We start from the raw sequence: 23,550 nt of genomic DNA, 5'->3' as shown, positions 1-23,550 counted from the left end.
CCTGGCACCGAAAGAGTATTGGCCGTTACACTCAACGTCCCGGTAGCACTGCCCGCGCACAAGAAGCCCCTCGCGCCGCCCCAACGCCATTGGTTCCGGCGCTAGATGCGCTCTCGCAGCGCTTTATCCAACGCGGGAAAACCTCACCCAGGAGCACCACATCTTTCAATTATTCTATCAATGATACGCTGTACGGCGCACCCGTCTCCGTAGGGATTATGTGCGCGGCTCATTTCTTTGTACTTCTCAACGTCATCCAATAACTTCTGCGTCTCCGCGACAATACGATTTGCATTCGTGCCGACCAGGAGCACCGTTCCTGCTTTTATTGCTTCCGGGCGCTCCGTATTGTCCCGCATTACTAAAACTGGTTTCCCCAATGAGGGCGCCTCTTCTTGAACGCCTCCCGAATCCGTAATTAGAAGATACGCTCTGTTCATAAGATAGACGAACGGAAGGTACTCTTGCGGCTCGATCAGAAAAATATTCTCGTGCCCCGATAGATTCCTTTCCACCGGCCCCCTTACGTTTGGATTCAAGTGAACAGGATACACAATCTGAACGTCTCTATTATCCCGTGCTATATTCGCAATTGCATTACATATTCTATCGAACCCATCGCCAAAGCTCTCTCGGCGATGTCCGGTGACAAGAATCATGCGCTTACGTTCATCCAAGAAAGAGAATTTCTCCTTAAACGATTCTGCAATGAATGGCTTTTCTTCAAATTTCCGAACAACAGAAAACAATGAATCAATAACAGTATTACCTGTTACTATGACACTATCCGGCGGCACACCCTCTCGTAATAAATTCTCTCTAGATGACTGCGTCGGCGCAAAATGATGCTGAGCTATCGGCGCAATTAGCGTTCGGTTTGCCTCCTCCGGCCAAGGTGACTTTATGTTGCCAGTTCGGAGCCCCGCCTCGACATGCGCGACCGGAATGCTCTCGTAAAAGCTGGCAAGCGCCGCAATAAAGCTTGTTGTCGTATCCCCGTGCACGAGAACAAGATCAGGACGATACCTTTTAAAGACACTATCTAATCCGCTCAAAATCGCAGACGACAAAGTATTCAACGAGTGATCTGGCCGCATGACATCCAAATCAAAATCTGGCTTGATCTCAAAAAATGACAATACGCTGTCGAGCATCTCGCGGTGCTGTCCGGTTACGCAGACGCGACCATCAATATCTGGATGCTGCTGAAGAGCCAGAGCCAAAGGCGCCATCTTGATAGCCTCGGGTCGCGTTCCAAAAACACAAAGCGTCTTAATCATGTCGTTACTTTCTCAAAAGAGGACTTATTCGGATAAAACTCATCCAGGAAGGCCAACAGAGATACATTCCATGACTTATTAAGATGACTATCGGCACCATCATTTACACATATGGAAAGCGGATTTCTCCCGCCCTCCCTCTTATTACGAACCAATCTAGAGAAAATCTCTTCAAATTTGTGGTTCTGCTGAATCAGCTGTACGGGCGTTTGATCATACACAGCCCTCCCGATCAGTATTGCGAAGTGGGCATGCAGATAACCTGTGACTGCAACATCATCGACAGCTCTAAACTTATTGTGCGTTGTCCGCGTTATGTGCTCTTCAAACCGCTCCTCAATCTCTTTCAGAACATCTTTGAGCATCGGTTGCGGGGAGTGGGTGACAAGCTGTGTCGTCGATCGTTCAAATACACCTTCGAGTAGCGCGTTCGCATTTATCGCGCCATTGAGATAGTCGGGTCTACCCGACTTGGGCTCTCCAATCACCATTCCATAGGGCTCAAGCCGCACCTTAGCTATCCCCGAAGGAAAGTAGAAATCAGATGCATACGCCTGTCGTGTCAGCAAAAAGTCGTCATTGCTGTAGATAAAGTGGTCTGAAAGACCTGGTATGTGATGCAGTCGCGTCTCTATTGCATGAGAACTAAACGTCGGCAGAGCGCTCTCGGGGAATATATCCTCGTGCGGCACCCAAACAACGCGCTTGTTATCAAGATCCAACCATTCCGGCGGGGCACAGTTTGAAACGATGAAAACCTTGCGAATAAACGGTGCATAGAGATCCCACGAGCGCAACGCATACTTGAGCTCATCACGATTGTGAAACCGTGACCGGCTCGAACCATCTTTTTTCTGCGCGGGAGCATAGGCCTCGTAGAGCTTCTGCCATTCAGGATCCTCAGCATTCACCCACGTGAAAACGAGATCAATCTGGAATTGATGCTCCATTTCATGGGGATGGGGCAAAACTGTAGAGTAGTCAACGATCCTTCCGGGTTGAAAAAGCCCACAATCTGCGGCTACGTCTTTCCAAAGACGCCGCGCTATCATGTTTTGCCCCGGAGCCGTATAGTATTCTTCTTCAGAATCCCAAAACTCAAGCTGTAAAGATATCTGCTCAATTGACCGGAGTGAGACTATTTGTACATTTGCACTCTTTACCGATGCAAAATCAGCATTCAGAGAAGCAAGATCAACACATTCTCGCGCCCTATTTCTGATACGATATTTTAGGAACGCGCCTTCGTGAGAGCAGAACGCAGCTAATGCCTCAAGCATCTCCTTTTTACTACCTGATGGAGTGCAGATTTTAGGATACTTTGCGGCACTATCTCGGATGAGGATTGCGGTTCCGTTCTGCGCTTCAAGAAATTTTAGGAAATCCTCAAAACAGAGAGGATTTTCGCGAGGCGAGAGGAGAAACCTGCGATTCTCAAAAACACTCTCAGGGTCTTTTGGAATATAATCTGGGACTTTCCTCTTCAGTGAGACGATGTCATATCCAAAAATACCAAGAGTACTCTTAATTGGCTTTACAACCCATTTTTTCCGCAATTTTTTTAATGCACTTTTCACGCAATAAACATCCTTAGTCTGGCGACATACTGCCCCTCTACCCCGAGAAAACGCGACCGTTGCACCTTGTTGGGGAGGACCATGGCTTCATTGTGGCTGTTATCCCAGCATGCTGCCTCTTTCAAGAGTTCAGAGACGCGCCTAGATTTTCCGCCATTAGACCACAACCTTAGGATGTCGCCAATGATCGTTTCTGGGTGCATTGTGTCGCGGAGCTCGATACACCTGCGACAATGGCCTTTGGCTCTGCCGAAGCGCGGGGCGATCCCTTAACGTTCATCTATGAGCACAAGGCCTCAGATGAAACGAATCAGGCAAAGCCTTTCAACTAATGTGGTTGACGCCCCACGTGACGACATCAAATGTGGCAAGGTGGTTTCGAGGAAATCAAAGCGCTGAAGTGGCGGAATTTTGTCTCTCCATCCCCATTCAACTACGGGCTGTCTCACTTCTGCAAAGCAACGAGAACAGGAAAACGCAGAGACTTTCACATTTGAGGTACTGGCTAACGAATAATTCTCATGGTCTTGTGGGAGTTCAACGAGAGACGAACTCAGTATGGAAAACCTCATCTGGTATTTTTTAGGAGCCGGCAGCGGCGTCGCAATGACATTTGCCCTTCGCGGCTGCACGATAGACTCGCTCCTTGACAGCCTCATGGACCAAGACTGTCCCGACTGCGGCAGCGAATGCAATTGCTACGAGAACGAGCAGAGGGCACGCGCACTTCGGAGACTGGAGAGCGCCGGTTCGGCGCCCTAGTCTTGCCCGTTTCCATTATGCATCTACGATGTCCAAATCGGTAAATGGCGCAGGCCAATACCCGCTGCCCGCAACGTAAGTTGGATTTGTCCCCAGATTGTGAACGCCTGCGCGGAACTCTTTGGATGATCCCGCATAAACACCGACTTGGCGACCGCCGTTCCCTGATGCGACAAACCGTGTGAGCCCGTCGAAAGTTGAATGGTATCGATACGGGTAAGCTTGGCCTATTTGCGGCTCTGAGTTATCGGTGAACGTGCCGCTAATTCTGACACTCGCATTGATTTGCGGCCCTTTGTGCCTCAGTCCAATCCCCCAGTGAGATCCCATCGCTGAATACCCCGCTGCAAGAGGCACCTCGATCAGGCCGCTATCATATTCCTCGACACCCACGTTAGCATCAAAAACCAGGAACGAAGGCACCCCTCGTTCTGTCGGATAGTTCCCAGCAGTGTCGGACGATGGGACAGCGTATGTGTTCTTCCACCAAGCCTGCGAAGACCCGCCTCCATCGCAAATGTAAGCTATCTCGCAGCCGAGAGCTTCGGCAATCTGCCCAGCCTGTGTCCCGGTCGCCCCGTATGAGCCGGAAATACCTTCAACAAGAACGATTACAATCTCACCACTTTGTTTCTGGCCCAAAACAGTGCGCGCGCTTACGTCTGTCCCTACATAGGTTCCATCAACGTTCACAGCTGCTCCGTTTTCAACGCAGACCACCCCCCAGCTAACAGACCAAACCGCGCCATCAGCAATCCACTCAGCCCCAGTTTTGCTGCCCTTTAGAGCTTTCACGAGGTTACCATTGCTCATCATGACGATGGCTTGGTCCCGGTGTTCGGCGGCCTGCCAGTCCTGATAGAGAATACCGTTTGCGATCTGCAATCCCATTGGACGCGCCGACAGCTTTTCTGCCCCCGGAGAACCGTCGGCGTTCCGCCAACCGTCCGCATTGATAACAACTTTCCGGCCGGACAGCTTAGAGTATTCGCGGGCTGTGACGCGATCCACAACCCCGTCAGGCGCGGCATTCGGTGCGAATTCCTTGTTCAACAAGAACGGACTGCTTAGCTCGATCACATCATAAATGTATGTGCCGTCTCTAACATGCCTCACGCTTGCGCTACCGGTAAGGCGCGGCAACGCCGAGAGCAGCCCATTCGACAATTTCGCCTCTGTAACCGCCCCGTCAGCTAGCTTCGATCCTGAGACGCTTTCATTCGCCAATTTTGCCTCTACAACAGCACCGTCCCCCAACTTCTCTTCCGTCACGCCCCCATCGGCAACGATTGAATAAGGAAACGTCTGCCACGCGCTGCCATCCCAATAGCGCCAGACATCAGCCGTGGTGTTGAAATAGATAGTGCCCTTCTGCTTGGTCAGGCCTTCAGCGGTCAGAAAGGCGTCTGCAGAAGCATTGTCCGGGAACGCGCCAACGGATTTCTCGCGCATCTCGGCCAGTACGGCCTCTGCCGCAACCTGCGCAGCCTCGGCAGCGGCCTGAATGCCGGCGCTCGCCTGATCGGACAAGAGGCGGAAATCCCCGCCCTGCACAACGCCCAGCATCACCGAGCCCGCAGGAAGCCCGCCGGCAGCCACGTCATTGCCCGAGACGGTCTTCACCGTCAGCGCTGCCCCGCCATTGAACGCCACGGTCACGGGCGAAGCCGTGTTCGCGGCCGTGATGGGCAGAAGGATTAGCTGCGTTTCGTTCACGGCCACTGGCGTGGTGGCGGCAATGGCGTTTGCCGTCCCCGCCCCCGCATTCGTGGCCTTGACGAAGCCCTGCCCCGGAACGTTGCCGATCTTCACCCACGAGCCCGAGCCGGACGCGCCCTGCTTCATGTAGAGGCCATCGTCGGCAATGCTCACGCCGATGAGGATGGCCCCGGTATGGGCCGGGTGGTCGAGGTCAGCATTCAGCGCGGACAGGCTGCTATAGACCAGCAGATCACCGCCCTCGAGCGCCACCTGAATGATGCGCTCAACCTCTGTCGACCACACCTGAGCGTCATGATTGATGACCTGGCGCGGGTTACCGGCTGCATCCGTAGGCGCAAAGATGAGCGCGCCGAGCTTGGAAAAGATCGACATCAAGTATCTCCGATTTTGGATAGGCTTCGCCGGCCGAGGCGCGCGGGCTGCGGCGGCTGGAAGGGTTCAGATTGGGGAGTTCAGCGCCGGCCTATGGCGGTGGGCCTTCGAAATTGTAGGTGTTCACCTTCTGTCGGCTGGTGCCGTCAGTGGTGTAGACCGTCGTGGTAATGGTGATAGTGTGGGCTGACCCTTGCCCCGGCTTCCCGATTTCGAAGCTGCCGACCTGCTCCTGAAGCGGACGGCCGACGCCATCATAGAGCGTCCCACTGCCTGATGGGGTGCCGATGGCGCTCCAAGTCATCACCATCCGCGCAACCTGAATGTCATCCTTGTGGGGTGACGACGTGATGGTGAATGTCCGGTTCTGACTTGTGTCACCACTGTCTTCGTATTCGATGTCCTGATACGGCACATTGGGCAGGCTATTGTCGACGGCCATAGGATCGACCGTCAGATACTCGGATGGATAGGACGCCTCGCCATCCCCATTGTACCAGCGCACCCGGAAGTCGCACTTTGCCCCGCGCGTATCTTCATAGTCCCGCGCATACCAGCGGTCGGCAGGCGAAGGCGGCGGGATAGGATCACCTCCCGGCACGTGATTGTCCCATTCCGCCATGCCCTGCCACGGATCCGGCAACCCGCCCGTATAGGTGCGGAAGTTCGCCTCTGCGAGTGTCCCGCCGCTCACCGTGCCGTATTGAACGCGCGTTTCCCACGCGCCGCCCGGAACCTGCACCACCACCGCGCGCGTGGGCGCGGCCGGCGTGTCCAGATCACTTTCATATTGCAGGTTCGGAAGCTGCTCCGGCGCTGCGGCTTCCATCGTCGCCGGGTTCCACGGGCTGTCAATCAGCTCCTGCGGCCAGACCGTGAATGGAATATCCACCTGCCCGCGCTCATCATCAACGCGAGGCGGGGCGATCTTGCAGACCGGGGTCTCCTCGATGTCGGAGAGCGTGATGTTGGCGTAGTCCCTGCCCCACAGCGCAAGCCCCGCCATGTTGGTCTGCACCACGCCGGTGTCGCCACGCGCCTGCAGGAAGAGACGGCGCGCAATGCGCTGCGCCTGGCTGGCCGATGGGCAGAACGGAAGCTCGATATCGTAGATCTTCTCGCCATACCGATCGATCTCATCCTGCACGCCCGCCCACGCTATGCCGGTCATGTCGATCTCGCCCATCTCATACCCACGCTCGGGCGAGTAGTAGGAGATGCGGCAGATGTTCGGACGCTCGGCGGCTTCCGGGCCTGACCGCCACGAATAGCTGGTGATGTGATCGTCGGTCAGCGTCATGTCAGCCGTGGGTGCGTCAGCGATGAGCCCGATGCGCACCAGCCCCGTATCGCTCAGCGTCACCTCGCACCCGATGCTTTCCAGCACCTGCTTCATGGTGTCGCCGCGCTTGGCCTCAGAAAGCCACACGCCAGAGCATTGCGAACGCGGTTCCGTCCCGGTCAGCGTTGGAACCATCGCATCGGCCTTGTCAGCTTCCGCCGCAATGAAATCCCAGTCGAAACTGTCGGCCGTCAGATCAGGGTAGGAGAGCATGATGCGGGCAGCGCAAAGCGGCCCATTCATCGACCACCCCCATGTGGCGTCGTTGTACTTGTCCGCCCCGACCTCTCGCGGGTCATAGACGACATTCCACCGGGCAGTGGTCGCGCTTTCCGGTTCACCCTGGTTGTAGAGCTGGCCGAACTTTTCGGTGTAGATGCCGGGGGAAACGTATTTGACCAGAGACTGTGCGATGCCACGAACGCGATGCGCAGAGGTCCATGTGGTCGGGAAAGAGCTGACCAGTTCAGGCCACGCCGTTTCGGTCCCGTCGCCAACCTTGGTCTTGAAGGTCACCCAGGAGCCGCCGGACTTCGCAAACGGCGGTGACGACACATAGCCCGTGTCGCTATCGACCACCACCTCGCGCCCGCCGAGAAAGTACTCCTCGATGGCAACCATCGGCCCCTTGGCGTGGCAGGTCAGGCGAAATCTGTCCCTGTTCCGCGTGTTGCCGAAGGTGCGGACACCGCCGAGACGGCAGCGGCCAATGGCGTTGATCTCCGATCCTTCAGGCGAGATCTCAAACGTGTTCTTGTATTGGCCGGGGTCAATCTTCTGGCTCTTGGACAGGGCCGACGAAACCAGAAGGGATGCGCCGATACCGATGGCGTAGAGACCGATCTGCGCAGCCGTCACCAGCGCGCCGAACGAGAAGGCCGCACCGAGCGGGCCAGCAAACAGAAAGAAGCCGATGCTGATCGGGTCCGCCGAGGCGTGCGCCGTCATCGCCAGGTAGGATCCACCGGCGCTGAGAAGGAATTTCCAGGGCTTCATGGTGTCTCGTAGACCCTCAGAAACTGGCGCACCGGCCCGAAGGGATGCCAGCCGCCATTGTCTTTGCGAATGATGAGGATGCGACCAGCCCCGAGAATGCCGCCGATCTGGCCATGAGGGCGGGTCTCGATGATGCCGACATCACCGATTTCGGGCTCGCCAATGCGCTCCATGCCGCCCACCTGCGCGGCGATATCATCCCACACCGCCAAGAGCCCGCCCATGCGCTGGATGATCGCGTGCGCCTCATCTCTCGAAGCGTATTGCGGCAGATCGATCTTCCTGCCCGTTTCTTCCGACCACCACAGCGCAGGAGCGGCAGAACAGTCACTTTCACCCCAGACCACCGGAGCGCCTTCAAAGCGCGTCAGGAAGGCGCGCAGGCGGTTTGCGCGGCTCATGGTCAGTTCCATTTCTCGGCCACCTTCACGCCGACGAACTGGAGCCCCTTGTCGCCGGGAAAGCGCCGGCGCTGGTCGGCATCGTTCCATTTCCCGCCAAAGGGAAAGTTCTGTGCCTCCCAGAAGGACTCGACCGTCAGCCCCACATAGCGGGTGCCCACACCCTGCCGGTGCAGCGTCGGCGCAGACATCTTGCCGGGGAACATGCTCTTGAAGAGCTTGATCTGTCCCGTCTCCGGATCGAACGCCCCGAAGCGCAGCGTGGCCGATCTGCCTTCGATGGCACGCGCATCCCGCTTCACGCTCTTGAAGAACTCGACATTGACGCCGCTCAGGATGATGTCGACCTTGGCCGCCTGCCCGAAGCGCGGATCCTCGACGGCGGAAATACCGACCAGCAGGCCACCGACCGGATCGGTCACGCCAACATAGGTCTGCCCCTCGACCTCGACCTCACCGACACCATTGTGCAGGTAGTGAATGCCGGTCGGGAGATCGAACTCGCCGAACCAGGCGCGCGTGACATGAGGACCGGACAGCCAGTCCATATCCGCTTGCGTGAACTCTGCCATTGATCAATCCGCGAAATATTTGCGCACGTCATAATCGAGCACTTCGATGAGCGTCATGGAGAGGTTGATGCCAAACGCGGCATCACGGGCGGCGGTCGCAGCTTCCTCGCCTTCCAGCCGCATCGCGATCACGGGGCGAAGGGTGGCAAAATCATCAAGCGCGATGTCTTTCCGCAGCGGCGGCCAGACACGATACTGACCGGGCGCAAGCACTTCGGTGACCATGTATTTCCCGAGATGGAACGGGAAGAACCCGAACATGTCGCCAATATCGAGGCCATGCCCCCAGAACGCGCTGTCGAGCGAGACGACCGTGCCGCCCTTCGACACCGCAGCTGATACCGCCACCACGGGCGGGGTCGAGCCCCAGTTCTGGCCATTGCTCCATGGCTGCCCGTTCAACCAGGGCTGACCGTCACGCCACTCCTGATCCGTCGCCGCCACACCCATTTGCGGGCGCGTCAACCCATCCCAGTCGCAGAAAGGCACCGCGACCGCATTGGCCCCGCCATGCAGGGCAGTGACGAGGCCACGATAGCGCCGGAATATCTGACCGCGCATCAGTGACGGGAACCCGAAGCGCCAGCGCCACAGCCCGAACGGACTCGCCGTGGTCTGGAGAAACCCGCTGATGGATTGCGTCTGCGAAGCACCGATCGTGCGCGGTCCGGAAAGCGGCTCACGCATGTTCGTGCGCAAACCGTTCGGCCATGAAAGCAGTCTAGCCATTAGGGCCTCGTCCCCCGAACATCACGGGTGTTGATGCGGTTGTCGATCTGCTTGGGCAGGCTGCGCTGCATTTCCTTCAGCTGCTCATTCACACGCGCAAGCGCCGGCGCATTCGCGTCCCGCGCATCGATGGTGATCGGCATGCTGATGGATGTGCCACGAGAACCGGATGCGGAAGGCCCCCGAAGATCCACGGGAATGCGCCGGCCATCGGGCAGCGGCACCGCAGCCTCCGGCCCCGCCTCACCGAAGATCGATGCCGACCGGGCAACACCGCCCTTGGCAAAGCGTGGAAGCGGCTGGGGCTTGCCGTGCGCGGCAATGCCGCCCTTGGCAAAACCGAAAAGGCTCAGAAGCCCGCCACCACCGAAGCCGCCGCCGAATAGACCGGCGATCAGATTGTTCAGAGCCATGTCCAGCAGCTTGTCCGCGACCTTCTGGAGCGCACCCTCCAGCGCTTCGGCAGCATCTACCCCGTTGCGCAGATCGTTGATGAAGCCGCCCAGCACATCCTTGCCCAGGTCTTTCAGGTCGTCGGCCTGCTGCCGTGCATTGTCCTGCGACTCTGCCAGCTTTTCGGATTCCACCGTGGCCGTGGCGTAGGCCGTGGCAAGCTGGCGGATCTGCTCGGAAAGCTGGGGCGTGATCTCAAGCCCCGCCTTCTTGGCAGCGTTCTCCAGTTCGGCAATGGCCGTAGCGCGCTCAAGGGCGAAGCCGTAGTCATCGATCAGAGGGTTGACCGTGGCCTGCGCGGCCGTCATCGCCTGAATGGAAGCGGTGCGCTCCCTGATCTGGGCAATCTCGCGCTGGAAACTATCCTCGCGAGAACTGCCCTTGCTTCCGCGGCCTCCACTGCTACCGCTGCCGGGGATAATCGTTTTCGGCGGCTTCTTTCCATCTCCGGCAGCCGCAGATGTAGCCTGCCCGTAACGGGCTTTCAGGGCCTCCAAAAGTTCCACGTCAGCCTTGACCATTTCACCCTGAAACGCCTGCGCCACACGGGCCGATGGGCTCATCTCCCCGGTGCCCGGTTTCACAACACCTTCGCCAGGCACAAAAACGGCATCCGAAACACCTGCAAAGTCAGCGAGCCGCTTCCATATTCCAGCGTTGCCGATCTCGCCCAGCTTTGCGGCAAGAGCATCGACCGGCCCAGCGATGAAATCTTCGAAGGCGACCGTCAGATTGAGAAGCGCCTCTTTGAAGTTCGTCTCGAAGTTACGGGCGGTTTTGGAGAACTCATCATCGATCTTTTCGGCCCGACGAATGAGCTCTTCATCAATGACGCCCCCCGCCTCTTCTGTCTTTTGCGCCATCGTGTCGATGGCTTCACTGCCGTCCCGAAACAGGTTGACGAGCGCCGCGCCCTCAGTGTCGAAAGCCTTGAAAGCAAGCAGAAGCTGCTCCTGCTCCGAACCCGCGTTCTTGATCAGGTCCGCATAGTCCCTGAGAATGTCTCTCTGGCTACGCATCGTTCCATCGGCTTCACGCAGTGTGACACCGTTGGCCTCGAGCACCTTCAGAAGCTCTCCGCTGCCATTCGCCGCTTCAGCAACACGCCGGGAGAAGCGCTGCATCGCCACGTCCATCTGGCTGGCCTGCACACCGGCAAGTTCAGCCACATATCGAAGCTGCTGCAGCTCATCCGTCGCCAACCCCACCTTGTCGGCGACTTTGCCAATCTTCGCGGCGTCAGCGACTGTGGCCATTGCCTTGTTGACGAGAGCGATGGGTGCGAGCGCTGCAGTGGCGGACGCAATGAGAGGATTGAACGCGCCCCGACCGTAGGACGCGATCTTCTTGTTCATCTTCTGGAAGCGCCCTTCGATCTGCATCGCGCGGCGATTGGCAACCTGATTTGCCTTCGCCATTTGCTTCTCGAACTTCGCCTGTGTCGCCTCCAGCCGCACGATAAGCCGTTCAACATCCGTCGCCATCAGAACCCCGCAATGCCCATATCAGCCAGATCGTCGTCGGAGATATCGCCGCCCTTCGGCTTGGCCCCATGCTCAAGCATGATACCGTCACGGGCGGCCATGAATTCCCAAAGGGTCAGAGACCCGATGTCTCCGAGCTTTCCCCGCCACTGGTAGAAGCCGGAGAAGCGCCATTTCCCGCGCGGGAGAGGTTCGCGCTCTGGTCCGCCTCCCCCGCCTCCGATTCCCCCACTTCATCGTCCTGCGTTCCGAAGAGCGCAGAGGCGAGAACGGCCTGAGCGGTAATCACCGAGAGCGAAAGCGGCGCATCTTCGACATGCAGCTTGACCAGCTTGCGGGCTTCTTCCTTCGACATGCCGCCGCCTTCGAGACCGAGGCGGATCGGCTGGATCACATCGTCGACGTGCCAGCGCGCGGATGAGAGCCGGTTCAGCACATGAGCCGGGCCGGCATCGCATTTCTCCTGAAGCGCTCGCAGAAGCTCGATGGTGAGCAGGAATTCATGCTCACCACCTGCCCAAGTGATCTCGACGCCGCGCGCCATTAGACCTTAGCCGTCCGGGTCGGCACGCCGTCGAAGTTGATCTCCAGCTCGGCAGTGACCTTCTGGCCCTTTGTGCGGGAGTTGTTCAGGCTAACCAGGATGGCGGGGCCGGCTTCTGTCTCGGTATCACCCGTTGCGCCGTCAGCCTCCACCTTGGCGTTGCGCAGACGAATGTTCAGCGTGCCGCCGCCATACCACCAGTCCATGATTGTTTCATGGCTCTGGAGCGCCCAGACGCCGGTGGCCGAGATGGTGACTTCCTGAGACCGGACAGCGCGTTCGATGCTAAGCGGAAGGCTCTCGTCGTTACAGGGCGGCACCTCAGTCGTGTCGATGCTCGCCGTGCGGTTGATGGTGACATCGATGAGACCACAGAGCGCAGCATAAGTGCCGCTTGCCGGCGTGGTCTCCACCTCCAGGATCATCTGTTCGTAACGCATTGTATCAGCGTAGGACACTGTTCTTCTCCATGCGGGAATGGGCCGGTTGCAAACCAGCCACGGTGATGGGCGTCGTGCCCGTTCTCAGGTGATGGGCGTTATCCCGCCCGCTTGGCGCGCTTGTAGGCGCGTTTCTGTTCTGGCCTCGGGCTCTTCACCCGCTCGGCCGCGCCGGCTGCCACGGCTGCATTGATGACCTTTGCAGGAAACTCCTGAGGGTCTTCGCCGTGCAAGATCTCCTGACACACGGCAGCATCAGGCCGGAAATCGAAATTGAAGGTGCGATGGAAGACAGCCCATGGCATCAGAAGAACCCTCCCCAGATGAGCAGTGCGACCAGACCGCTATCCATCAAGCGCCGCCCGATCCAACGGCCCCAGAATTCGGTCCATGTGGTTTTCGCTACGCCGCCCTGCCCCAAAAGGGCCATGCGAAGAAGCGGACCCAAGAAGACCTTCGACGCGAGAAGCGTTGCGAGAATCCACTGTGCGCCCTGCCAATGTTCCATCAGTTTTCCTCGATCATCGCCTCAACCGTCACCACGCCATGGGTCGTGAGGTTGTCGGGGTCTTTGAAAAAGCGGATGCCGATCACGCGCATCTGAACCAGCGCGTTGACGGTGAGCGCCCCGTCATACTTGTGCAGGGCCTTTTTCACGGCATCAGCGAGGGACTTCACCTCTTTGAACTTCCCGGAGGTCCGGGACCAGCAATCAAGCTGGATCGTCTCCGTGCGCCCCGTGATGCATTCCGCATCATCCTCGACCACATCAGACGGGCCGAATGAGACGTATGGGAAGGCAGCGCGCTTGGTTGGCGCGTCATAGATCCGATCCGCGCAAATCGCGTGGACGCCTGCGTCAGCGACAAGGCGACCATGGATCAGGGCCTGTAGCTCGTTGGAAGCCGTCACTTTGCCCCCTCCTTGATCCCCTTCTTCATCTCGCGGGTGATCCGTCCCTTTACACGGCGGCGAAGGGTTCGCCACGAAACGTAGAAGTACGGGCTTGGGGGCATGTCTTGAGTGCCGAACTCCTGCAGAAAGGCGTTCTGAAACTCAACGCCTCGGGAGTTTGTAACAATCGTCTTCTCGTTACCGGCATAGATGGTTATGCGCATGGTTGAGTATGCGTTTCCGGCGACCGTTCCGAGCACCATGGCGCCGGCTGGCGCTTGACCCCATGTCCAGCCAATACTGTTGGCGAGATCTCCCTTATCCTTCGGAACCAGCGCCTTCATCATGGCGACCAGTTCGGCCGCCCCCTTTTCCATCGCTGCCTGCGTCCGCTTCCGAACACGATCCGGGATCGTCTGCGTAAGCTTACGATTGAGCGACTTCAGCCCCTGCACCATCAGACGGCCACTCCACTCTCGGCGAGTAACTGGACGTACTGCCGATCCGGCGTGATCTCGCGCGACCGGATATTGAACGTCTCGCCAGTGCGGGTATCCACGATTGACCAGTCGGTATCGACGCGACGGGAGTCGGCGCTGGATCGCACGGTGATCACAGTCGGCTGGCGACCGGCAAGCCGCGCCGCCTGAACCGTCTCGGAACCGCGAAGACGCTGATAGCTGGCGCGATAGGTGAACTCATCGTTCCAGCCATCGACCATGCCGCCCTGCCCGTCTGAGACCGGCTCGGCAGGACTGCGAAACGTTACCCGCTCAATCAGCTTTCCAGCGGCCATCAGAAGAACACCCTTCGATAAGGCGTGATCAATCTGTCGACGGACAGAGGCACGCTTTCAATCTTCGTGCCCTCAGCCCCTTCGCGGTGCTCATACCAATGAGCAGCAAGGAGCATGATGGCGACACGCAGGGCCGAGGGAACATCAGTTGCGGCAGGGCCGAACCCCGTGGTGAACGTAACCTGCACCGCATCCGAGGCATCATCGAACAGGGCTGGCCGGGAGAAGCTGTCACGAAATCGGATCATCGATCCTGTCGCGGTCTCCACCACCTCATATTCACCTCGGCCAAGAACCAGCTCGTTCTCATCAGGATCGATGTATGTGATGTCTGCATCGGACACATCGCCGAACGGCAGGACAATCCTATCCGCCGGCCAAGAGCCCAGATTGATCTTCCAGTCCTGATCGATGATTGCCCGCCCGAGAACACCGCTCCATCCATCGAGATGATCCACGGCGGCGTCGAGATACGCCCGCAGGATCACATCGTCATCGCTGAAATCGACACGAGCGGCGACCTTGAGCTCTGCCAGACTGACAGGCTTTTCCGATGGTGCGGTAACTCGGACGGGCTTCATCGGGCTACTTCTTCGCCGGCTTGCCGTAGGGAGCCGGGTCCAGCCCCAGTTCCTTCGCCTTCGCAGCCGTCATGCTCTGCTTGCCGGCAACCGGTGTGTTGGCCTTGGTTGCCGCGTCGTTCTTGACCTGATCAGTCATCGTTTTCGCTCCTGTTATTTGGAAACTGCGAGCGGCCCGAAGGCCGTTCGCGAGATCAAACCTGATCAGGCAGCAGCCATTTTCAGGATCTTGATAGCCTCAGGGTTCTGGACACCACCGCCCACGCGCTTGGTCACATAGAAGTGCACGTAGGGCTTGTTGGTGAACGGGTCGCGCAGGACGCGTACGCCCGTGCGATCCACGATCAGGTAACCGCGACGGAAGTCACCGAAAGCGATCGGCATCGAGTCCAGCGCGATATCGGGCATGCCCGGCATTTCCGTCACGGGATAGCCCGCCACCATAGCCGGCTGGCCCGCCTGATAGGACGGCTGCCACAGGTAGTTGTTTTGGCCATCCTTCAGCTTGCGCACTTCACCCAGCACCGAGCGGTTCATGACCCAGCCAGCATCCTGCGTGAACGCGGAAGGGAGCATATAGACCAGCGACAGGAGCTCGTCGGCATTCATGCCACCGCCAGCCACACCGGAGGTCAGCACCTCGATGGAACCGAGCGGATTGGTGGCTGCATGGGCACCACCAGTCGCGAAGGTCAGGAAGCCGGCGGGTTTGTTGGCACCATTGCCAGCGATGAATGCGAGACCCTCCTGATAGGAGAACTCGGTCTCGACATCGTTCGCCAGCCACTGCTCCAGGTTGATCTCAGCATCATCCAGCATCTGCTGCGTGGCAGCAGGGTTGGCGTAAATCTCGCCCGGCGTGAAGTCCTGGACTCCGAGCGTCGGTGTGCCGGTTTCAGGCCGTGCGACCTGCTCGCCAACCCAACCCGACGCTGCACCGCGGAGATTGTAGACCTTCTTGAAACCGGCCGTCGAAATGATCTGCACCGACGCAATGCGGCGCATCGGAGACACTTCGATCAGCTTGTCGGTGATGGTGCGGTCCCATTCCACCGGAGCGAGATAACCACCGTCGGAATCTGCACCCTTGTTGAGCGAAGCCTGAACGTCGCCCTTTCTGAAATGGGAGCGGAACGCTTCGGTGTATTCGGCATCTGCGACTTCACCGACACCGCCGGCGCCGACCGACATTGCGGCAATCTTGGCGTTGGTGTCATCCACCAGCTTCTGAAGATCCGAAACACTGGAATTGATGCGCTCCAGCTTTTCGGTCGTGACCACGTCATCGAACTTCTTGGCGAGTTCCTTGTCCTTTTCCGCCATGGTCGCCTTGAATTCGGACCAGTCCCTGTTGAGGCCGTCGATAAGCGACTTCACGTCGCCGCTCGCATCTGCGCGCACAGCAAGGATGCCACGCACTTTCGCGCTGGCCGGAACCATAGCCCCCATCGCAGCTGCAAACTCGGTCGGACCGAGGGACATGAGCATTTCGGGAGTACCGGCGAGGGACACGCACGCGCCGACACCCAGCACCGCCAGGGCGGCGGCTGCCAGAGAGAGGAATTTCATATCTATTTTCCTGTTCAGCTATTGAGGGTTGAGCGAAGCTGCTGAAGCGCAGTCGCGAGATCGTCAGCGTCGTGCATGACGGTTGCGGCAGCGTCGTGCATGCCGCCTTTCACCTCGTTCAGAAGCGCACGGCGTTCCGAGCGAGGAATTCCGGATTTGGCAAGCTGGGCATCGATCCGGCGTGTGGCGTTCACCGCCCTGCCTGCCGCCGCCTTGGTCTTGTCTTCGGCCACCTGATCGGCCGGCAGAAATGCATCAGCCAGACCTTCTGCAACAGACTGCTCGCCGTTGAACCACGTTTCATTGTCCATCCATTCGGCAGCTCTGGACTTTTTCACACCAGCACGATCCGAATAGACAGTCGCCATGGCGTCGTCGAACGGCTCCATGACCTTCGCCGCCTCCGCCAGATCATGGCGATTGCCGATAGCCACGACCCAGGCATTGTGGACCATGAAGAAACCGGCCTTGCCGATCTGGATTTCGTCACCAGTCATCGCAATGACGGACGCCGCCGATGCGGCGAGCCCCAGAATGCGCACGGTAACTTTGTGCGGATGGGCGCGGAGGGCATTGTAGATGGCCACGCCCTCGAAGAAGTCACCGCCGGGCGAATTAATGTCCACGAAAACCTCCTGATCGCCAATTGCCCGGAGAGCAGCAGCAACACGCTTCGACGTAACGCCGCCGCCCGTCCAGAAATCCTCACCGATCACATCGAGGATGGAGATCGTGTTCTCATGCGTCTGTTGCGCCGCCATGATACCGGCATTCCAGCGCTCGATGGCTTCGGGGTCGGGCTCAAACGCACACACCTTCGGCAAGCGCTCGGCCCGGATCTCAGGAAGGTTTTTCAGGCTCATTGCCATTCCCCTTTCGCTGCGCCAGATGGTTCGGCGCGATTTCCTTTTCTGGAAGGTCCATCGTTTCGCGGACTTCCTCGTAATCCATCCATGGCTGATGACCGCCGGAGCCGAGCGCCTTGGTGAAGAACTCACCCTGGTCTTTCATGCTGCCCCGGATCAGAGCGCCGGCATTGAACTTCACGTCGAACTGCTCCTTCTCGGCATCCGTGAAGCATGAGCGCTCGATTGCCTGTTCCCAGGCTGAGAACCACGGGTTGAGCGTGTAGCGAACGAAGATCTGCCCAAGCACATCGATCCCGCTGCCCCAGCTCGTGTCATCGACACCGAGGAACGGACGCGGCACACCGAAGACGCGGCCGATTTCTTCGATCTGCAGTTTCCGGCTCTCAAGCTGCTGGCTGTCTTTTGCAGAGCTGGTGAACTGGTGGGGCTCCATCCCCTCTTCGCCAATGATCCAACGACCGGCGTTTTCTGCACCGCTGTATTTCTCCTGTAGCGATGCCTTCAACCGCTCATACGCTTCCGGGCTCAGTGCGTTGGGCATCGACAGCATGCCGCCAAGCAGCATGCCCTTTTTGAAGAAGTTCGATTGCGCTGACTCCAGCTGCCGGGCGAGTTCAATCGCCTGCGCAGCAACCTTGACCAGCGAAGTGCCCCGGATCCCATCTTCGGAGTCTGCGTAGACATGCAGAACATCGCGGGGCTGCAGGATCTTCGTTTGTCCCGCCTTCGGGGTGTATCGGTACTCGACAGACCAATCATTGCGCTGACGCGGTTCAACCATGCCCGGGTCGAGGGGAACGAGACGAATGACGCGATTTCCGCTTCGCACGATCAATGCGTAAGCATCGCCGTTGATCAGGGCACGACGTTGCATCAGCTCCCGGAAGTTGAACGCGGTCTGCCAGTTGTTGGGCTCCCTGTGCAGAAGCGGATATAGTGGATGATCCCTCGCCTTCTCTTTCGTGCCGGCGTTCAGCAGATTGAGCGGCAGCATGCCCATGGCATACGAGATCAACGAGACACACCGGAACACGGTCGGGTTTCGCATCGCATCCTTGACCGTGACTCCCACGACCCCGGATGCGCCATTGCGCATGAACTCCTTGAACCCCGGATCATCGAACCCGAAGAACTCGGCAGCCTCAGCCATCGAGTAAACCCGAGGAGCTTCTGACTTCGGCTCCTCGCGGCGAAATATGCTCAACAGCTTCATGGGCTAGACCACCAGTATCCCGCGTGTTTCGTAGACAGACGGCCCGCGCGCCTCCGGGTTCCGGCTCATCACCGTCACCGCGTCGAAGAGCGCCATGACCGGGTCGATCTTGGCGTCACCAGCATTCTGCTTGGTTGCCCTGATCGCGGTCGCCGTCGGTTCGATCTTCAGATTGCTGACGCACCAGGCCATCAGCTTGGAGCCGCAGTGCAGAAGGGTTCCGTTCGTCAGCTTCCGTTCGGCCGTCTTGATCGCGTTCATCATCGCGTAGCCCTGCGGAGCACCAATGATCTGGTTATTTTCCGGCGTGATCCCGATCTCGGCCAGACCATCGATCATTTCACCAAGACCGGCAGGATCGGCTGACACCGCCGCAAGAAGGCCCTGCGAATTGATGCGGTCGATCAGATCGATCATCTGGGCGATGTCGTCGAGTTCATCATCGACAATCGTCAGCTCGCCATCGACTGCCGCCTGCTCCAGAATGGGGGCAATCGACTTGCGGCGGCGAAGCACGCTGCGGTGGCACCACGCACGCGACCAGGCGAGCCATTCCTTCGTGGTCTTCCGCCGGCCAAGGGCGCAGAAACCGTAGAGGTCATCGAGCCCACCGCCATCGAGACCGACGACGATCACCTCACATTCAGCAAGCAGATACTCCAGTGTGATTTTCGGATCGTCACGCTGCGGCCAGCGATCGGCACCCGGCCAGCGGTTCGCCCGCAGGTTCATCCCGATTTCGACATTGAGGTGCTTGGCGAGAAACGTCTGGATCGTGTCGCCGTCTTCGTCGCTGCCCGAGCGAACCTTGATCAGCTTTCGTTCCAGCCAATCCTGCCGAACTGAGCGCCCCATGTTCGGGTTCGTGATGTAGAAGTTCTCAGGCTTCAGGTAGGCCTTGGATTTGACCATATCCTCCGGGAACTCGTACAGCACCGGCAGGCTCCGTGGATCATCGATCTTGCCGTCGCGCACATCGCGAAAGTAGTCGAGCTTTTCCTTGAACACGCCAGCTGGCGGACCATCCGATTGCGTCGAGATGTAGATCACGAAGCCCTCGGGCCGCGAGATGAGCCCGCCTGTTGCTTCCTGCAGCATCGCGCTCGCGCTCGCCTTCTTGCCAAATAACCACACTTCCTCGATCAGGATGAATGCCGCCTTCTTGCCGGCCGAAGTCGAGCTATCCGCCGAGACGACTTTCAGGACCGCTTTGGTCAAGCGGTGGGTGATCTCTTTCGTGTTCCTCTGGACGTGTAGAAGATCGCGCAGCTCTTCATCCGCCTCGACCATATCTGCGGCCGGGTTGAACGAGTTGTCGGCAACCTCACGCGTCGGCGCCAGGATCAGAAGCTCCTGCGAATGCCGCCAGTTTCGAATGAGCGCGGTCAGCATGATGCCGGCCGCCATGGTGCTCTTGATGTTCTTCTTCGAGATGAGGAGGAAGAACTCCTCAATCTGCCGGCAGGCTGTAGCGTGGTCATAGGCCCCGAAAATCGCCCGAACCAAATCGAAGACATACTCTTCGCAGGCTTCGCCGAAGGTGGGCTGCCCGGCCACATCGACGATCTTCAGGGACTTGAACACCCGAAGCGCCGCTTCTGCCTCATCCGGGTAGAGCGGATCGAACGGGATCAGCGACCGCCCCTCGACGATACGCTGCTCCCAGTCCGGGCAGGCTGTCGACCAGGTGGCGGTCATCGGTTGTCGATCACCAGTTTCGGCGGCACCGGCGGTGCATACTTCTCACCGACGTTCTGAGCCGCCATCTTCTGCTGCTCCTTCTTGCCCAGCTTCTCGGGCTTCTTCGCCGGCTCGGTGCCGCGAGCCTTGACGGTGCGGTCGGCGCTCTCGGCCTTGACGCGTTCAAGCATGCCGAGCGCTGCATTCAGCGCAGACGCGTTGCCGGACAGCCCCTGCCTGATCTGGCTCACCCGCAGCTTCGTCTGGAGCCGGTCGAGCAAGAGGTCGCGATGCTTGATCAGGTGCAAATAATGTTTCCGAAAAGTCGGCACCGACAGGCCGAGTGTTTTCGCAACTTCACGATTGGTTGCGCCCGATGCCAGTAACACCATGACAAATATGATCTTTTCTTCGTCCGGTTCATGCTCCGGTCGACCAAGCTTTTTCTCGGTCGTCACCAGAGGGTTTCCGAACAGGTCGAAATCCTGAGCCATGAGAAAAAAATATCCGAATGAGGGGGACGCGGGTCCGGGAGCGGAGGGGCCTCAGACTTTTGACCCGCCCCCCATCCTGTGGAGGTCGGCCCTTCGCTCTTCGCGTTGGATGATGCTGTCGTGGACCTGCTTGGTCACCGTCTCGAGGTTGTCCGGATCCCAGAACAATGCAGGGTCACCACGATGGGGAACCTTGTGGTTTGCCACCGGCGTGGCAGGGTGATTGCCCTTGCCCGTGCACAATGCGCCAGTGCGCTGGCAGGTGAACTGGTCACGCACGAACACGCTCTGTCTCAGCCGCTCCCAGCGCGCAGTCTTGTACCAGGCGCGCCATGGCTGCTCTTTCGAGCGCTTGCGGTCGCGGCCCTTCTCGTCTCCCGGCGCATAGCCGATGCGCGAAGCAAGCACACCGATGCGGGGTTTCAGGCTGGTGAGCTTAGCCATGCCCTAACCTCCAAGGTCGACACTTCCAGTCTTGACCAGAACGCCGATTACTTCCTCGCCGAGACCTCGACCGAAAGCGATCTCCTCAGCATGCGGCCAAGATGTTCCGATGATGCACCCACCGTATGTCCGGTCATTGGCTTGGAACTCGGAGCAGAACACCACACCACGTGCGGCGAGGAGGTTGCGCTCTGGGCCTTCCAGCCCATCGAGATCATCAAACCGGATGCCGTCTGCAACAGGGCGCGAAGGGTCAATGCGCAAACCGCTTGTCGGCAAGTGAGACCTCCACATACGGGAAGCCCCGGCGCATGACCGGGGAGTTTTGTGCAGATCTTGCACAGAAGTGATCACCGACAGGGCGTCGACATGTGATCTGATTTTCGGAGATAGCTTCGCCATGAGGCTCAATGTTCACCGGCTGATCGCCGTCTCATCGAGCTGGGTTGCCGCGGCGCCGTACACTTCCAAGAAGTGCCTACGTCCTGCAGCAGTGGCCTATGGGTCGGAATCGCTATGCCAGTTTTTTCAGATGGTCAATCCCCACCCGGCAAGGCGTCATCCGCCCGAAGATATCGATTTCGATATCGACGGTATCTCCATCGCCCTCATCTTTCGAGACGATCCCCTCGAATGAAGCGAACGGTCCGAACGTCACAGAAGCCCGATCACCAGCCCGAAAGAGGTTCGATTTGTTGATCAGCTCATCAGCACAACCCGCTTGAATTTTCGCAATAAATCGCTCCGGCACAGACTGTGGGATTTCACCATTGCCAAGCAGACAATCGACACCATCAAACGTCATCATCCCCAGCCACGCGGCCTCAAACCTGACAAGGCGAACGAAGAAGTAGCGAGCATAAAGAGGCCGCTCTACCGTGACGCGCGCATGCCGACGAGGAACCCTTTTCACAACTTTCTCGGTCGGGCAGCAGACGGTGATACCCTGCTCCCTGACCACATCAGCGACCGAATCAGCATTCGGCTTCTTCGTGCGAACCACGTACCAGAACATCTCATCGTCCTGCGCTGCAGCCTGAAGGCGAAGCCAGCCGACCATTTCACGAACCTTGCGGGACTTCTGCCAGGCGCGCTCCTCGCGCTCGCTCAATTCCTGCACCAGACCCTCACGCATTATTCGGCTGCCTCGCTGGTCCCTGTCTCATCTGCCCTGATTGCCGCTTCGAAGTCCCTCAGCCCGTCCGGCCCGCCAGCCGGGAAGTAAACCCATTCCTGTCGCCCCGGATCCGGCACCCACGGCCAGCCACGCACCTCATGCTCCAGCCGCCATTCCTCCCAGCGCTCTGAGCCAACCCGCACCGCCTCCATCATCTCCGCAAGCGGCTGCAGCGCGGTCGAAACCGTCACGCCCTGCCGATGCGAGGCCTTTTCGTGCATCGCGTTGATGGCTGGAAACCCGGTCTTCACTCGCTTGTCGGCAAGCAGCTGCTCAGCCGTGAAGCGACCAGCTTCCACCATCTGCTGCTCAACCCGCGTCAGGACCGGAGCCGGACCCGTCACCCCGGCCAACAGATGTTTGATCCGAGCGGCCTGCCAGAGCTTCCCGAACGGCTTGGCCAGCACTGCGGCCGGGCGCTCCTCGCTTGCCTTCGGCTCCAGCCGCGTCCAGCGCTTTTCGCGCAGATAGACCGCATGGGCGCACAGGCGCTGCCGCCCGGCGGCCTTCACCGCCGCCACATAGCGCTCCGCTTCCTCGGCAGCCTGTTGTCGCTCATCCAATGCCAGATCCATCCATGCCTTCCAAGCTTCCGGCCTGCTGTCGCTAACCGAAGTCGGCCAATCCTGAAACGCCCTCTCGAAAGCCCGTTCGATGGCCTTGCGGCTGGCTGGATGATTTTCCCTTTCTTCCCGCTCGCCTTCGCGCGCATCTCTCTCCTGTTCAATCGGGGACGTTAAATCGGGGTCGTTCTTATAGGGTGCCGATCCAGGACCGGCAGGGGGTGCCGACTCTGGGGCGGCAGGGGGTGCCGATATATCGGCAGGGGTGCCGGCTGGTCGGCACCCTGTTTCCGCGTCCGATTTCTCCCAGGCATTCATCGTCGCGGCCGCAACTTCGCGGTCGAAGATGACCCGGTAGTGATAATACGTGTCGCGCCCGTCGAAGCTGTCTCCAGCACGGCGCTCCACAACGCCGATCTTCATGAGCCGTTCCAGCGAGGACTGCACAGTAGATCGTGCGCAGTCGAGCTGCCGCGCCATTCTCACCTGACTGCGGAAGCACCAGCCCGCTTTGTCGATATGGCGCCCCAGCAGGCACAGCACCTGCAGGTCGCGCCCCTTGAGGCGCGGATCGGTCACGATCCAGCCCGGAATGA

Annotated in this window: 25 protein-coding genes; all 25 read right to left on the bottom strand. The window is 58.9% G+C overall.

Annotation, left to right across the window (positions count from 1 at the left end; genetic code table 11):
- Nucleotides 1-143 precede the first annotated feature (143 nt).
- Nucleotides 144-1,280: a non-hydrolyzing UDP-N-acetylglucosamine 2-epimerase gene (gene wecB / locus JYP46_RS01815; protein WP_206547101.1), complete on the bottom strand. Its 1,137-nt coding sequence runs from the start codon at nt 1,278-1,280 to the stop codon at nt 144-146.
- Nucleotides 1,277-2,857, bottom strand: coding sequence for a stealth conserved region 3 domain-containing protein (locus tag JYP46_RS22270; RefSeq protein ID WP_206547100.1), 1,581 nt, complete (start codon nt 2,855-2,857; stop codon nt 1,277-1,279). Before JYP46_RS22270 ends, wecB begins: the two co-directional genes overlap by 4 nt.
- Nucleotides 2,858-3,634: 777 nt before the next feature.
- Nucleotides 3,635-5,713, bottom strand: coding sequence for a phosphodiester glycosidase family protein (locus tag JYP46_RS01805; RefSeq protein ID WP_206547099.1), 2,079 nt, complete (start codon nt 5,711-5,713; stop codon nt 3,635-3,637).
- A gap of 91 nt (nt 5,714-5,804) precedes the next feature.
- On the bottom strand, nt 5,805-8,051 hold the full coding sequence (locus JYP46_RS01800) for a phage tail protein (RefSeq protein ID WP_206547098.1): 2,247 nt from the start codon (nt 8,049-8,051) through the stop codon (nt 5,805-5,807).
- Nucleotides 8,048-8,452: a DUF6950 family protein gene (locus JYP46_RS01795; RefSeq protein ID WP_206547097.1), complete on the bottom strand. Its 405-nt coding sequence runs from the start codon at nt 8,450-8,452 to the stop codon at nt 8,048-8,050. Before JYP46_RS01795 ends, JYP46_RS01800 begins: the two co-directional genes overlap by 4 nt.
- Before the next feature lie 2 nt (nt 8,453-8,454).
- Complete coding sequence (locus JYP46_RS01790) at nt 8,455-9,024, bottom strand: transcriptional regulator (protein WP_206547096.1); 570 nt, start codon at nt 9,022-9,024, stop codon at nt 8,455-8,457.
- Between the two features lie 3 nt (nt 9,025-9,027).
- Nucleotides 9,028-9,753, bottom strand: coding sequence for a hypothetical protein (locus tag JYP46_RS01785; protein ID WP_206547095.1), 726 nt, complete (start codon nt 9,751-9,753; stop codon nt 9,028-9,030).
- On the bottom strand, nt 9,753-11,690 hold the full coding sequence (locus tag JYP46_RS01780) for a phage tail tape measure protein (RefSeq protein ID WP_206547094.1): 1,938 nt from the start codon (nt 11,688-11,690) through the stop codon (nt 9,753-9,755). The genes JYP46_RS01785 and JYP46_RS01780 overlap by 1 nt, the downstream gene beginning before the upstream one ends.
- A 115-nt stretch (nt 11,691-11,805) precedes the next feature.
- Nucleotides 11,806-12,234: a gene transfer agent family protein gene (locus tag JYP46_RS01775; RefSeq protein WP_206547093.1), complete on the bottom strand. Its 429-nt coding sequence runs from the start codon at nt 12,232-12,234 to the stop codon at nt 11,806-11,808.
- The gene (locus JYP46_RS01770; RefSeq protein WP_206547092.1) at nt 12,234-12,692 is read right to left on the bottom strand and encodes a phage tail tube protein; all 459 of its coding nucleotides are present in this window, start codon (nt 12,690-12,692) and stop codon (nt 12,234-12,236) included. Before JYP46_RS01770 ends, JYP46_RS01775 begins: the two co-directional genes overlap by 1 nt.
- Before the next feature lie 80 nt (nt 12,693-12,772).
- Entirely contained in the window at nt 12,773-12,979 is a 207-nt protein-coding gene (locus JYP46_RS01765) for a hypothetical protein (protein WP_206547091.1), read from the bottom strand.
- The gene (locus tag JYP46_RS01760) at nt 12,979-13,182 is read right to left on the bottom strand and encodes a hypothetical protein (RefSeq protein ID WP_206547090.1); all 204 of its coding nucleotides are present in this window, start codon (nt 13,180-13,182) and stop codon (nt 12,979-12,981) included. Before JYP46_RS01760 ends, JYP46_RS01765 begins: the two co-directional genes overlap by 1 nt.
- Complete coding sequence (locus tag JYP46_RS01755) at nt 13,182-13,586, bottom strand: DUF3168 domain-containing protein (RefSeq protein ID WP_206547089.1); 405 nt, start codon at nt 13,584-13,586, stop codon at nt 13,182-13,184. Before JYP46_RS01755 ends, JYP46_RS01760 begins: the two co-directional genes overlap by 1 nt.
- Nucleotides 13,583-14,026 (bottom strand): HK97 gp10 family phage protein, encoded by a 444-nt coding sequence (locus JYP46_RS01750; protein ID WP_206547088.1) that lies wholly within the window; start codon nt 14,024-14,026, stop codon nt 13,583-13,585. The genes JYP46_RS01755 and JYP46_RS01750 overlap by 4 nt, the downstream gene beginning before the upstream one ends.
- On the bottom strand, nt 14,026-14,364 hold the full coding sequence (locus tag JYP46_RS01745; protein WP_206547087.1) for a head-tail adaptor protein: 339 nt from the start codon (nt 14,362-14,364) through the stop codon (nt 14,026-14,028). The genes JYP46_RS01750 and JYP46_RS01745 overlap by 1 nt, the downstream gene beginning before the upstream one ends.
- Nucleotides 14,364-14,945: a head-tail connector protein gene (locus JYP46_RS01740; RefSeq protein ID WP_206547086.1), complete on the bottom strand. Its 582-nt coding sequence runs from the start codon at nt 14,943-14,945 to the stop codon at nt 14,364-14,366. Before JYP46_RS01740 ends, JYP46_RS01745 begins: the two co-directional genes overlap by 1 nt.
- 4 nt (nt 14,946-14,949) lie before the next feature.
- Nucleotides 14,950-15,084, bottom strand: coding sequence for a hypothetical protein (locus tag JYP46_RS22210; protein WP_268968649.1), 135 nt, complete (start codon nt 15,082-15,084; stop codon nt 14,950-14,952).
- Between the two features lie 65 nt (nt 15,085-15,149).
- A complete protein-coding gene (locus JYP46_RS01735; RefSeq protein WP_206547085.1) occupies nt 15,150-16,514 on the bottom strand; it encodes a phage major capsid protein in 1,365 nt (454 codons plus the stop codon).
- A 14-nt stretch (nt 16,515-16,528) separates the two neighbouring features.
- Nucleotides 16,529-17,377, bottom strand: a complete 849-nt coding sequence (locus JYP46_RS01730; RefSeq protein WP_206547084.1) for a head maturation protease, ClpP-related — start codon at nt 17,375-17,377, stop codon at nt 16,529-16,531.
- Nucleotides 17,355-18,596 carry a phage portal protein gene (locus JYP46_RS01725; protein ID WP_206547083.1) on the bottom strand — a complete coding sequence of 414 codons (1,242 nt, stop codon included), beginning with the start codon at nt 18,594-18,596 and terminating at the stop codon, nt 17,355-17,357. Before JYP46_RS01725 ends, JYP46_RS01730 begins: the two co-directional genes overlap by 23 nt.
- A 3-nt stretch (nt 18,597-18,599) precedes the next feature.
- A complete protein-coding gene (locus tag JYP46_RS01720; RefSeq protein ID WP_206547082.1) occupies nt 18,600-20,294 on the bottom strand; it encodes a terminase large subunit in 1,695 nt (564 codons plus the stop codon).
- Nucleotides 20,291-20,770: a helix-turn-helix domain-containing protein gene (locus JYP46_RS01715; protein ID WP_206547081.1), complete on the bottom strand. Its 480-nt coding sequence runs from the start codon at nt 20,768-20,770 to the stop codon at nt 20,291-20,293. Before JYP46_RS01715 ends, JYP46_RS01720 begins: the two co-directional genes overlap by 4 nt.
- 51 nt (nt 20,771-20,821) lie before the next feature.
- Nucleotides 20,822-21,214 (bottom strand): HNH endonuclease, encoded by a 393-nt coding sequence (locus JYP46_RS01710; protein WP_206547080.1) that lies wholly within the window; start codon nt 21,212-21,214, stop codon nt 20,822-20,824.
- A gap of 514 nt (nt 21,215-21,728) precedes the next feature.
- The gene (gene nusG, locus JYP46_RS01705) at nt 21,729-22,349 is read right to left on the bottom strand and encodes a transcription termination/antitermination protein NusG (RefSeq protein ID WP_206547079.1); all 621 of its coding nucleotides are present in this window, start codon (nt 22,347-22,349) and stop codon (nt 21,729-21,731) included.
- Entirely contained in the window at nt 22,349-23,533 is a 1,185-nt protein-coding gene (locus JYP46_RS01700; RefSeq protein WP_206547078.1) for a helix-turn-helix domain-containing protein, read from the bottom strand. The genes nusG and JYP46_RS01700 overlap by 1 nt, the downstream gene beginning before the upstream one ends.
- Nucleotides 23,534-23,550: the final 17 nt, after the last annotated feature.

The organism is Nitratireductor aquimarinus, from assembly GCF_017255295.1.
Lineage (GTDB): Bacteria > Pseudomonadota > Alphaproteobacteria > Rhizobiales > Rhizobiaceae > Nitratireductor > Nitratireductor aquimarinus.
Note: the sequence above shows the minus strand (reverse complement) of the source record. Positions and strands in the feature narration are given on the sequence as shown.

Coding starts and splice junctions, on each gene's coding strand:
- wecB (WP_206547101.1), bottom strand. CDS start 1,280: ATGATTAAGACGCTTTGTGTTTTTGGAACGCGACCCGAGGCTATCAAG.
- JYP46_RS01805 (WP_206547099.1), bottom strand. CDS start 5,713: ATGTCGATCTTTTCCAAGCTCGGCGCGCTCATCTTTGCGCCTACGGAT.
- JYP46_RS01800 (WP_206547098.1), bottom strand. CDS start 8,051: ATGAAGCCCTGGAAATTCCTTCTCAGCGCCGGTGGATCCTACCTGGCG.
- JYP46_RS01795 (WP_206547097.1), bottom strand. CDS start 8,452: ATGAGCCGCGCAAACCGCCTGCGCGCCTTCCTGACGCGCTTTGAAGGC.
- JYP46_RS01790 (WP_206547096.1), bottom strand. CDS start 9,024: ATGGCAGAGTTCACGCAAGCGGATATGGACTGGCTGTCCGGTCCTCAT.
- JYP46_RS01785 (WP_206547095.1), bottom strand. CDS start 9,753: ATGGCTAGACTGCTTTCATGGCCGAACGGTTTGCGCACGAACATGCGT.
- JYP46_RS01780 (WP_206547094.1), bottom strand. CDS start 11,690: ATGGCGACGGATGTTGAACGGCTTATCGTGCGGCTGGAGGCGACACAG.
- JYP46_RS01775 (WP_206547093.1), bottom strand. CDS start 12,234: ATGGCGCGCGGCGTCGAGATCACTTGGGCAGGTGGTGAGCATGAATTC.
- JYP46_RS01765 (WP_206547091.1), bottom strand. CDS start 12,979: ATGCCATGGGCTGTCTTCCATCGCACCTTCAATTTCGATTTCCGGCCT.
- JYP46_RS01760 (WP_206547090.1), bottom strand. CDS start 13,182: ATGGAACATTGGCAGGGCGCACAGTGGATTCTCGCAACGCTTCTCGCG.
- JYP46_RS01750 (WP_206547088.1), bottom strand. CDS start 14,026: ATGGTGCAGGGGCTGAAGTCGCTCAATCGTAAGCTTACGCAGACGATC.
- JYP46_RS01745 (WP_206547087.1), bottom strand. CDS start 14,364: ATGGCCGCTGGAAAGCTGATTGAGCGGGTAACGTTTCGCAGTCCTGCC.
- JYP46_RS01740 (WP_206547086.1), bottom strand. CDS start 14,945: ATGAAGCCCGTCCGAGTTACCGCACCATCGGAAAAGCCTGTCAGTCTG.
- JYP46_RS22210 (WP_268968649.1), bottom strand. CDS start 15,084: ATGACTGATCAGGTCAAGAACGACGCGGCAACCAAGGCCAACACACCG.
- JYP46_RS01735 (WP_206547085.1), bottom strand. CDS start 16,514: ATGAAATTCCTCTCTCTGGCAGCCGCCGCCCTGGCGGTGCTGGGTGTC.
- JYP46_RS01730 (WP_206547084.1), bottom strand. CDS start 17,377: ATGAGCCTGAAAAACCTTCCTGAGATCCGGGCCGAGCGCTTGCCGAAG.
- JYP46_RS01725 (WP_206547083.1), bottom strand. CDS start 18,596: ATGAAGCTGTTGAGCATATTTCGCCGCGAGGAGCCGAAGTCAGAAGCT.
- JYP46_RS01720 (WP_206547082.1), bottom strand. CDS start 20,294: ATGACCGCCACCTGGTCGACAGCCTGCCCGGACTGGGAGCAGCGTATC.
- JYP46_RS01715 (WP_206547081.1), bottom strand. CDS start 20,770: ATGGCTCAGGATTTCGACCTGTTCGGAAACCCTCTGGTGACGACCGAG.
- JYP46_RS01710 (WP_206547080.1), bottom strand. CDS start 21,214: ATGGCTAAGCTCACCAGCCTGAAACCCCGCATCGGTGTGCTTGCTTCG.
- nusG (WP_206547079.1), bottom strand. CDS start 22,349: ATGCGTGAGGGTCTGGTGCAGGAATTGAGCGAGCGCGAGGAGCGCGCC.